The 10,387-nt window shown below is 71.8% G+C and carries 8 protein-coding genes; all 8 read right to left on the bottom strand.

The window, feature by feature from the left end; translation table 11 throughout:
- Positions 1 to 36: 36 nt before the first annotated feature.
- On the bottom strand, positions 37 to 1,548 hold the full coding sequence (gatB, locus tag K7B10_RS13730) for an Asp-tRNA(Asn)/Glu-tRNA(Gln) amidotransferase subunit GatB (protein ID WP_308284577.1): 1,512 nt from the start codon (positions 1,546 to 1,548) through the stop codon (positions 37 to 39).
- A gap of 16 nt (positions 1,549 to 1,564) precedes the next feature.
- Positions 1,565 to 1,744 (bottom strand): hypothetical protein, encoded by a 180-nt coding sequence (locus tag K7B10_RS13735; protein ID WP_229345000.1) that lies wholly within the window; start codon positions 1,742 to 1,744, stop codon positions 1,565 to 1,567.
- A 62-nt stretch (positions 1,745 to 1,806) separates the two neighbouring features.
- Complete coding sequence (gene gatA / locus K7B10_RS13740) at positions 1,807 to 3,303, bottom strand: Asp-tRNA(Asn)/Glu-tRNA(Gln) amidotransferase subunit GatA (RefSeq protein ID WP_229336350.1); 1,497 nt, start codon at positions 3,301 to 3,303, stop codon at positions 1,807 to 1,809.
- A gap of 5 nt (positions 3,304 to 3,308) precedes the next feature.
- Positions 3,309 to 3,605 carry an Asp-tRNA(Asn)/Glu-tRNA(Gln) amidotransferase subunit GatC gene (gene gatC / locus K7B10_RS13745; RefSeq protein WP_010984178.1) on the bottom strand — a complete coding sequence of 99 codons (297 nt, stop codon included), beginning with the start codon at positions 3,603 to 3,605 and terminating at the stop codon, positions 3,309 to 3,311.
- Between the two features lie 184 nt (positions 3,606 to 3,789).
- On the bottom strand, positions 3,790 to 5,988 hold the full coding sequence (locus tag K7B10_RS13750; RefSeq protein ID WP_229336351.1) for a putative bifunctional diguanylate cyclase/phosphodiesterase: 2,199 nt from the start codon (positions 5,986 to 5,988) through the stop codon (positions 3,790 to 3,792).
- Positions 5,989 to 6,385: 397 nt separating this feature from the next.
- Entirely contained in the window at positions 6,386 to 8,599 is a 2,214-nt protein-coding gene (gene ligA / locus K7B10_RS13755) for an NAD-dependent DNA ligase LigA (RefSeq protein ID WP_229336352.1), read from the bottom strand.
- 31 nt (positions 8,600 to 8,630) lie between these two features.
- Positions 8,631 to 9,614 carry a methionine synthase gene (locus K7B10_RS13760; RefSeq protein ID WP_229336353.1) on the bottom strand — a complete coding sequence of 328 codons (984 nt, stop codon included), beginning with the start codon at positions 9,612 to 9,614 and terminating at the stop codon, positions 8,631 to 8,633.
- Positions 9,611 to 10,300: an SDR family oxidoreductase gene (locus tag K7B10_RS13765; RefSeq protein ID WP_229336354.1), complete on the bottom strand. Its 690-nt coding sequence runs from the start codon at positions 10,298 to 10,300 to the stop codon at positions 9,611 to 9,613. The genes K7B10_RS13760 and K7B10_RS13765 overlap by 4 nt, the downstream gene beginning before the upstream one ends.
- Positions 10,301 to 10,387 lie beyond the last annotated feature (87 nt).

Below are 10,387 nucleotides of genomic sequence, written 5' to 3' on the forward strand. Positions count from 1 at the left end.
ACACGGTGCGGGGCCGCCGCCGTACGCGCGGTGGTGCTACTCGGAAACGCCCAGGCGCTCCAGGATGAGCTCCTTGACGCGGGCCGCGTCGGCCTGGCCGCGGGTGGTCTTCATGACCGCGCCGACCAGGGCGCCCACGGCCGCGATCTTGCCGCCGCGGATCTTGTCCGCGATGGCCGCGTTGCCCGCGATGGCCTCGTCGACGGCCGCGCCGAGCGCGCCCTCGTCCGAGACGACCTTCAGGCCGCGCTTCTCGACGACCTCGTCCGGGGTGCCCTCGCCGGCGAGGACGCCCTCCAGGACCTGGCGGGCCAGCTTGTCGTTCAGCTCGCCGGCCGCGACCAGGGCCGCGACGCGCGCCACCTGCGCCGGGGTGATCGGCAGCTCGTCGACGACGATGCCCTGCTCGTTGGCGTTGCGGGCCAGCTCGCCCATCCACCACTTGCGGGCGGCGGTCGAGTCGGCGCCGGCCTCGATGGTGGCGACGATGGAGTCCACCGCGCCCGCGTTGAGGATCGACTGCATGTCGTGCTCGTTCACGCCCCACTCCTCGCGGAGCCGGTTGCGGCGCACGCGCGGCATCTCGGGCAGACCGCCGCGCAGCTCCTCGACCCAGTCGCGGGCCGGGGCGACGGGGACCAGGTCGGGCTCCGGGAAGTACCGGTAGTCCTCGGCGTTGTCCTTGATGCGGCCGGCGGTGGTGGAGCCGTCCTCCTCGTGGAAGTGCCGGGTCTCCTGCACGATCGTGCCGCCGGACGACAGCACGGCCGCGTGGCGCTGGATCTCGAAGCGGGCCGCGCGCTCGACGGAGCGCAGCGAGTTGACGTTCTTCGTCTCGCTGCGGGTGCCGAACTCGGACTCGGGGGTCGGGCGCAGCGACAGGTTCACGTCGCAGCGCATCTGGCCCTTGTCCATGCGGGCCTCGGAGACGCCGAGGGCCTTGATGACCTCGCGCAGCTCGGCGACGTACGCCTTGGCGACCTCGGGGGCCCGCTCGCCCGCGCCCTCGATCGGCTTGGTGACGATTTCGATGAGCGGGATGCCGGCGCGGTTGTAGTCCAGCAGGGAGTGGGAGGCGCCGTGGATACGGCCGGTGGCGCCGCCGACGTGCAGCGACTTGCCGGTGTCCTCCTCCATGTGGGCGCGCTCGATCTCCACGCGGAAGATCTCGCCGTCCTCCAGCTGCACGTCGAGGAAGCCGTTGAAGGCGATCGGCTCGTCGTACTGGGAGGTCTGGAAGTTCTTCGGCATGTCCGGATAGAAGTAGTTCTTCCGGGCGAAGCGGCACCACTCGGCGATCTCGCAGTTCAGCGCGAGGCCGATCTTGATGGCCGACTCGACGCCGATCGCGTTGACGACGGGCAGCGAGCCGGGCAGACCGAGGCAGGTGGGGCAGGTCTGCGAGTTGGGCTCGGCGCCCAGCTCGGTCGAGCAGCCGCAGAACATCTTGGTCTTGGTGCCGAGCTCGACATGGACCTCGAGGCCCATGACGGGGTCGAACGAGGCGAGAGCGTCCTCGTACGACAGCAGTTCGGTGAAGGTGGTCACGGTGAAACTTTCCCTCTCAGCCCAGCAGGACGTCGTCGTCGCCCAGGCGCTTCAGCTCGCGGTACAGGATCGCGAGACCGGTGACGATGGCGGCGGCGGACACGACGGCGTCGACGAGCTTCAGCGTGTCGTGCTCGGTGCGGGCCTTCTTGACCTGCTTGATCACGCCGAGGGCACCGAAGGCGGTGGTGCCCATCGACAGGTACGTGCCGGTCTTGGACTTCTTGAAGCCCTTGGCCTTGGTCAGTGCACTGGTGCTCACAGCGACGGTGCCTCCTCAAGCAGCGGGTGACCCCAGCGTGCGACGAAGGCCGCCTCCACGGCGGCGCCGACCTTGTACAGCCGGTCGTCCTTCATCGCCGGGGCGATGATCTGCAGCCCGACCGGCAGGCCGTCCTCCGGTGCCAGGCCGCAGGGCAGCGACATGGCGGAGTTGCCGGCCAGGTTGGTCGGGATGGTGCACAGGTCCGCGAGGTACATCGCCAGCGGGTCGTCGGTGCGCTCACCGATGGCGAAGGCAGTGGTCGGGGTCGTCGGGGAGACGATCACGTCGACCTGCTCGAAGGACTTCTCGAAGTCCCGCGTGATGAGCGTGCGGACCTTCTGGGCGGAGCCGTAGTACGCGTCGTAGTAGCCGGAGCTCAGCGCGTACGTACCCAGGATGATGCGGCGCTTGACCTCGTCGCCGAAGCCGGCTTCGCGGGTGAGCGCGGTGACGTCCTCGGCGGACTTGGTGCCGTCGTCGCCGACGCGCAGGCCGTAGCGCATGGCGTCGAAGCGGGCCAGGTTCGAGGAGCACTCGGACGGCGCGATCAGGTAGTACGCGGCCATCGCGAGGTCGAAGGAGGGGCAGTCCAGCTCGACGATCTCGGCGCCCAGCTCCTTGAGGAGCTCGACGGACTCGTTGAAGCGCTGGACGACGCCGGCCTGGTAGCCCTCGCCGGCGAACTGCTTGACGACGCCGACGCGCATGCCGGCGACGGAGCCGTTGCGGGCCGCCTCGACGACCGGCGGGACCGGGGCGTCGATGGAGGTGGAGTCCATCGGGTCGTGGCCGGCGATGACCTCGTGGAGGAGCGCCGCGTCCAGGACCGTACGGGCACAGGGCCCGCCCTGGTCGAGGGAGGAGGAGAAGGCGACCATGCCGTAGCGGGAGACGCCGCCGTAGGTGGGCTTCACGCCGACCGTGCCGGTCACGGCGGCGGGCTGGCGGATGGAGCCGCCGGTGTCCGTGCCGATCGCGAGGGGGGCCTGGAAGGCGGCCAGCGCGGCCGCGGAGCCGCCGCCGGAGCCGCCGGGGATGCGGGTGAGGTCCCAGGGGTTGCCGGTGGGCCCGTACGCGCTGTTCTCGGTGGAGGACCCCATGGCGAACTCGTCCATGTTGGTCTTGCCGAGGATGACGACGTCTGCTTCCTTCAGCTTGCGCGTCAGGGTGGCGTCGTACGGCGGGATCCAGCCTTCGAGGATCTTCGAACCGACGGTGGTCGGGACCCCGACGGTGGTGAAGATGTCCTTGAGGGCGAGCGGGACGCCGGCCAGCGGGCCCAGCTTCTCGCCGCGCTCGCGCTTGGCGTCGACGGCGCGCGCCTGGGCGAGGGCGCCCTCGCGGTCGACGTGCAGGAAGGCGTGGACCTTCTCGTCGGTCGCGTCGATGCGGGCCAGGTGGGCCTCGGTGACCTCGACGGCCGTGAGCTCGCCGGAGGCGATCTTCTCGGCGGTCTGCGCGGCCGTGAGCTTGATGATCTGGTCAGTCATGGTTGTTAGTCCTCCCCCAGGATCTGCGGCACCTTGAAACGCTGCTGCTCCTGGGCGGGAGCGCCGGAAAGCGCCTGCTCGGGGGTGAGCGACGGTCGGACCTCGTCCGCGCGCATGACGTTCGTCAGCGGCAGCGGGTGGGAGGTCGGCGGGACGTCTTGGTCGGCGACCTCGGAAACGCGGGCGACCGCGCCGATGATGTCGTCGAGCTGTCCGGCGAAGTGGTCCAGCTCTTCGGCCTTGAGCTCCAGACGTGCCAGCCGAGCGAGGTGGGCAACCTCCTCGCGCGTGATGCCAGGCATGCAGCGATCCTCTGGGGGTGGTGAGTGTGTAGTTTCGTGCCCAATCCTATGGGGCGGGGCCCCGGACCCACGAAACCGTTTCCCACCAGGGGCGCCCCGGGCCCGGTCGGGGCCGCGGGGCGGGCTGCGCGTACCGCCGCTCCGTACGGCCGTTTCACGGAGACCGGGCCCGGCTCCCGGCCCCCTACTGGGCCGGGGTTTCCGCCGGGGCCGGGGCGGCGGACAACTCCGCCGTGATGTCCGCCGGACGGCGCCAGCCGCGTTCACCGCGGGCCAGCAGCCAGGCGGTGGCCTCCTGCGGGGGCATGGCGGCGGCGACCAGCCAGCCCTGGACGGCGTCGCAGCCGAGGTCCCGCAGGCGCTCCCAGGTCTCGTCGTCCTCGACGCCCTCGGCGACGACGAGCAGCCCCAGCGAGTGCGCCAGGTCGACGGTGCAGCGGACGATCTCCGCGTCCTGCGCGTCCACCGCGAGCCGCGCCACGAACGAGCGGTCGATCTTCAGCTCGCTGACCGGCAGCCGCCGCAGGTGCACCAGGGAGGAGTAGCCGGTGCCGAAGTCGTCGAGCGACATCTTCACGCCGTGGCCGGTCAGGCCCGCCATGGTGTCGGCGGCCCGCTGCGGGTCCTCGAGCAGGACGTGTTCCGTTATCTCCAGCTGGAGACCACTGGCCGGGACCCCGTGGCGGGCCAGCCGGGCCGCGACCGCGCCCGCGAAGCCGGGGGTGTGCACGTCGCGCGGCGAGACGTTGACGGCGACCGGGACCTTCAGGCCCTGCGCCCGCCACCGGGCCACCTGGGCGAGGGCGGTCTCCAGCACGTACTCGGTGAGGTGGGGCATCAGCCCCGAGGTCTCGGCGATCGCGATGAACTCGTCGGGCGAGACCCGGCCGCGCTCCGGATGAACCCAGCGCACCAGGGCTTCGAGCCCGGCCACCTGGCCGTCGAAGCGGACCTTGGGCTGGTAGTGGAGTTCCACTTCGCCGGCGTCCAGGGCGCGGCGGAGATCGCCGAGGAGGCCGAGCCGGTCGGGCGTGTTGCTGTCGCGCTTGGACTCGTACACCTCCACGCCGGTGCGGTCCCGCTTCGCCTGGTACATCGCGACGTCGGCGCGGCGCAGCAGCCCCTCCGCGTCGAGGGCGTGCTCGGGGAAGACGGCGAGGCCGGCGCTGGCCTCCAGGACGAGGGTCAGTCCGTCCAGGTCCAGGGGCGAGCTGAGCTCGGCGACGAGGTGGCGGGCGACGCGCTGGGCGCTGGTGGTGGAGTCGGCGACGGGCAGCAGTACGGCGAACTCGTCGCCGCCGAGGCGTGCGGCCTCGGCGTCCTCGGGCAGGGCCTGGCGGAGCCGGTCGGCGATCTGGAGCAGCAGCCGGTCGCCGGCGAGGTGGCCCAGCGTGTCGTTGACCGCGCGGAAGCGGTCCAGGTCGATCAGCACAAGAGCTGACCGGGTGCCCAAACGTTCAGCCTCGTCCAGGGCGGACCAGGCCCGCTCCAGCAGCCACTGCCGGTTCGGCAGTCCGGTCAGCGGATCGCGCAGCTGTTCCTCGGCGCGCGCCCGGGCGATCCACAGCGTGGAGTCCAGGGCGATCAGGGGTACGGCGAACAGGGGCAGCAGCACGGGCTGCGTCACGGCGACCACGCAGATCAGCGGGGCGATGCCGAGCAGGGCGACCGCGACTAAGGCCTGGCGGAGCAGGGCCGTACGGGCGACGGTGGGCAGGGCGCCGCCGCGCGGGGTCTGCGCGAGCCACAGCAGCGCCTTGGTGACCAGCAGGTAGGCGAGGGCCACCAGGACGATCTCGGGGACCGCCTCCAGCCCCCAGGTGGTGGGCCGCCACGGGGTCTCGACGGTCGGCTCCTCGCCGAACGCGGCGAGTACGAGGGCGCCCGCGCCGATGCCGAGGATGTCGGTGGCGCCGTGCAGCAGCCCCTGGCGCCAGCGGTGCCGGCGCGCGGCCCCGACCAGGGAGACCACCGCGAGCGAGACGAGTCCCGCGGGCACCCAGCCGTAGAGGACGAGCACGCCGAGGGTCAGCGCCGCGCCCGAGCCGGTGCCGCCCCACCAGCGGTCGCGGCCCAGCGCGACGAGGTGGCCGACGATGATGCCCGTCAGCAGGGCGAGGGCCCAGCCGACCGGACCGCCGGGGAAGAGGGCGTGACGGTCACTCAGCGCGGAGACGATGCCGATCGCGAGGACGACGGCGGACAGGCCCACGACGATGAACGGCAGCACGGTGCGCTGCGCCGCTCTGCCCGATCCCGCGCCGCCGTCGAGCGGATGGGTGTCCGGCGTCCTGACACCCAGGACATTCAGCCGGCCCGTCCGCATGGACGGGATCTCCCCGCCGACATCAGGTGACGGGTCGGCGCTTTCGGTGGGTTTCATGCCCGTCCCTCTCACAGCCGGCAATGCCGATGCCACGCGATGGCCCCGATGCCATGCCATCACGGCCTGAAGCGCATCACGCAGCCGTGCACGACAGGCGCCCCCCTCAACAGTAGGACGCGAGAGGCCCCCAGGGGCAGCGGTCGGCGGCGGTTGCCCGAATGCGACCCAGCCATCCTCATCAGTACGGTATCCGCCGAACGGGTGAGTTTGAACCAGGAATCCCGGGTCACCCGTCCGATGATCCGACAGGTCACCGCCCTGCGAACAGCCCTGTACCGGCCTTTTACCACCGGGAGTTGCGCCTGGCGTGCGCCCGCCCGTACGGCCGCACGCCACGCATCCGTTCGCCTTCGCTACTCCCCTGGTACGAGACCTGCGTGTCGCCCGAGGGGTGTTACTCCGCTTCGGCGCCGCCGTCCACCGGGAGCGCCGCCTCGCGGGCCGCGTCCGGGCCCTGTTCGAGCAGCACCGCGAAGCCCGCGTCGTCGAGGACGGCCAGTTTGAGCTGCATCGCCTTGTCGTACTTGGATCCCGGGTTCTCGCCGACGACGACGAAGGAGGTCTTCTTCGAGACGGATCCGGTCACCTTGGCGCCGCGGCTCTGCAGGGCCTCCTTGGCACCGTCCCGCGTGTGGTTCTGCAAAGTGCCGGTGACGACGACGGTCAGGCCCTCCAGCGGGCGCGGCCCCTCGTCCTCGCCGGTGGCTTCCTCCTCCATCCGCACCCCGGCCTCCCGCCACTTGCGCAGGATCTCCTGGTGCCAGTCGACGGCGAACCACTCCTTGACCGCCGCCGCGATGATCGGCCCGACGCCCTCCGTTGCGCCGAGCTCCTCCTCGGTGGCCTGCTCGATCCGCTCGACCGACCGGAACTCGCGGGCCAGGGTCTGCGCCGCGACGGGCCCCACGTGCCGGATGGAGAGGCCGTTGATGAACCGGGCCAGCGGGCGGTCCTTGGCGGCCGCGATGTTCTCCAGCATGGACAGGGCGTTCTTCTTCGGCTCGCCCTTCTGGTTGGCGAAGACCGTGACGATCTTCTCCTCGCCGGTCTTCGGATCGTGCTTGGGCAGCCCGCTGTCGGCGTCCAGGACGTACGCCTTGATGGGCAGCAGCTGCTCGATCGTGAGGCTGAACAGGTCGCCCTCGTCGAGCATCGGCGGCTCGGCCGGCTCCAGCGGGTTGGTGAGCGCGGCCGCGGCCACGGCGCCGAAGTTCTCGATGTCCAGGCACTCGCGGCCGGCCAGGTAGAAGAGCCGCTCGCGCAACTGGGCGGGACAGGTCCGCCCGTTGGGGCAGCGCAGGTCGATGTCGCCCTCCTTCATCGGCCGCAGCGCCGTCCCGCACTCGGGGCACTCGGCCGGCATCACGAACTCGCGCTCGGTGCCGTCGCGCAGGTCCACCACGGGGCCGAGGATCTCGGGGATGACGTCGCCGGCCTTGCGCAGCACCACCGTGTCCCCGATGAGCACGCCCTTGGCCTTGACGACGTCCTGGTTGTGCAGGGTCGCGAACTCGACCTCCGAGCCGGCCACCGTCACCGGCTCCACCTGCGCGTACGGGGTCACCCGGCCGGTACGGCCGACGCCGACCTTGATGTCGACCAGCTTGGTGTTGACCTCTTCGGGGGCGTACTTCCACGCGATCGCCCAGCGCGGGGCGCGGGCCGTGGAGCCCAGCCGGCCCTGGAGCGGGATCTCGTCGAGCTTGACGACGACACCGTCGATCTCGTGCTCCACGGAGTGCCGGTTCTCGCCGAAGTGCGCGATGAACTCGCGGACCTCCTCGAGGGAGGACACCGCCTTGTTGTGCCGGGCCGTGGGCAGGCCCCACTCGCCGAGCAGCTCGTACGCGTGCGACAGCTTGTCGATCTCGAAGCCCTCGCGCGCGCCGATGCCGTGCACCACCATGTGCAGCGGGCGGGTGGCGGTGACCTTCGGGTCCTTCTGGCGCAGTGAACCGGCGGCCGCGTTGCGCGGGTTGGCGAAGGGCTTGTCGCCGGCCTCGACGAGCCGGGCGTTGAGCTCCTCGAACTTCTCCATCGGGAAGAAGACCTCGCCGCGGATCTCGACCAGGTCGGGGATCCGGTCGCCCTTGAGGCGGTCCGGGATCTCCGCGATGGTGCGGACGTTGGGCGTGATGTCCTCGCCGGTGCGGCCGTCGCCGCGGGTGGCGGCCCGGGTCAGGCGGCCCTTCTCGTAGGTGAGGTTGACGGCGAGGCCGTCCACCTTGAGCTCGCACAGGTAGTGGAAGTCGGGGGTGTTGACGTCCCGGGCCACCCGCTCGGCCCAGGCCGCCAACTCCTCGTCGTCGAAGGCGTTGTCGAGGGAGAGCATGCGCTCCCGGTGCTCGACGGACGCGAAGTCCGTCTGGTACGCCCCGGCCACCTTCTGGGTGGGGGAATCGGGCGTGCGCAGCTGCGGGTACTGCTCCTCCAGCGCCTCCAGCGAGCGCAGCAGCTTGTCGAACTCGGCATCGCTGACGACCGGCTGGTCGTTCACGTAGTACCGGAAGCGGTGCTCCTCGACCTGCTCGGCCAGCAGCGCGTGCTGCTCGCGCACCGCCGCCGGTGCGGCCGCGCCGTCGCCGGCCTGCTTCTGTTCGGCTGCCATGCCGTGTCCTCCCGTGGCCCGTCTGTTTCCGTCACTCAGGGTTGTCGGCGAGCGACCTCGCCGCCCTGACGCAGTGCGCCTGCGCGGCGCGGGCGTAGGCCGGCGAAGCGCCCGCCAGACCGCATGCCGGGGTGACCACGACGGACTCCGCCAGAGTCCCCGGGGCCAGCCCCAGCCTGCGCCAGAGCTTCCTGACACCCATGACGCTACCGGCAGGGTCCGACAACGGGGCGTCGGTGCCCGGCACCACTCCGGCGAAGAGTTTCGTGCCGCTTTCCACGGCCTCGCCGATGGCGTCGTCCTCGCGCTCGGTGAGCAAGGAGAAATCGAACGACACCCCCGTGGCGCCGGCCCGCCGGAGCAGCCCGAAGGGCACCTCGGGGGCGCAGGAGTGGACGACGACCTCCCCGTCGTGGACGGCGAACACCTCGCGCAGGGTGCCCTCGACGACCTGCCGGTCGACGGCCCGGTACGTGCGGTACTTGCTCGCGGACCGCACGCGCCCCAGCAGCACCGCGGTCAGCGACGGCTCGTCGAGCTGGAGCACGATCTCGGCGCCGGGGATCCGCTTGCGGACGTCGGCCACGTGCTCGCGCAGGCCCTCCGCGAGCGATCCGGCCAGGTCGCGGCAGGCGCCGGCGTCCTGCAGGACGGCCTCGCCGCCGTGCAGTTCCAGGGCGGTGGCCAGGGTCCACGGGCCGACGGCCTGGACCTTGAGCTTGCCGGTGTACCCCTGGGTGAACTCCTCCAGGGCGTCGAGGTCCTCGCCGAGCCAGGAGCGGGCCCGCTTCGCATCGCGTCCCGGGCGGTCGCTGATCCGCCAGCCGCTGGGCTCGACGTGGGCGTACATGTCGACGAGCAGTCCGAGGGAGCGGCCGATCATGTCCGCGCCGGGCCCGCGGGCGGGCAGCTCCGGGAGGTAGGGGAAGTCCTCGAAGGATCCGGTGGCGGTCTTGGCGGCCTCACGGGCGTCGCCGCCGGGGAGGGAGCCGACGCCGGTGGCGCGCGCGGTCATCGGCCGGGCCTGACGCTCAGGTCGTTGACCTCGGCGTCGCGGGGCAGGTCGACGGCCATGACGATCGTGGTGGCCACGGACTCCGGGTCGATCCAGGCGGAGGGGTCGTACTCCTTGCCCTCCTGCGAGTGCACCTTGGCCTGCATCGCGGTCGCGGTCCGCCCGGGGTAGACGGAGGTGACGCGGATGCCGTTCGGCTTCTCCTCGGCGCGCAGCGAGTCGGCCAGGGCCTTGAGCCCGTGCTTGGAGGCGGCGTACGCGCTCCAGTCGGCGTGGGCGGTGAGGCCCGCGCCGGAGTTCACGAAGACCACGGTGGCGCGGGAGGCACGCAGGGTGGGCAGCAGCAGCCGGGTGACCTCGGCGGGGGCGATCAGGTTCACGTTGAGCTGCTGGTGCCAGGTCTTGGGGCGCAGGTCACCGACGGGGCCGAGGTCGACGATCCCGGCGATGTGCAGGAGCGAGTCGATCCGCTCGGGGAGGGGCTGCTTGGAGAACGCCCACGACAGCCGGTCGGGGTCGGAGAGGTCGCCGACGAGCGCGCGGGAGCCGGGGTAGCGCTCGACGAGCTGCTTGCCGCGGGCGGCGTCGCGGGCGAGCAGGACGAGGTCGTCGCCGCGGGCGTGCAGCCGGGCGGCGACGGCGGCGCCGATGCCCGCGCCGGCACCGGTGATCAGGTGAGTAGCCATACGCCCCATGCTCGCACCCCCGGCGCGCTGCCCCGGCCCGGTCAGCGGCCCGGTCGGCGCCCCCGTGCCGCGCGGTGGGCCGCCTCG

It is taken from the genome of Streptomyces flavotricini (assembly GCF_020639365.1).
Taxonomy (GTDB): Bacteria; Actinomycetota; Actinomycetes; order Streptomycetales; family Streptomycetaceae; genus Streptomyces; species Streptomyces flavotricini.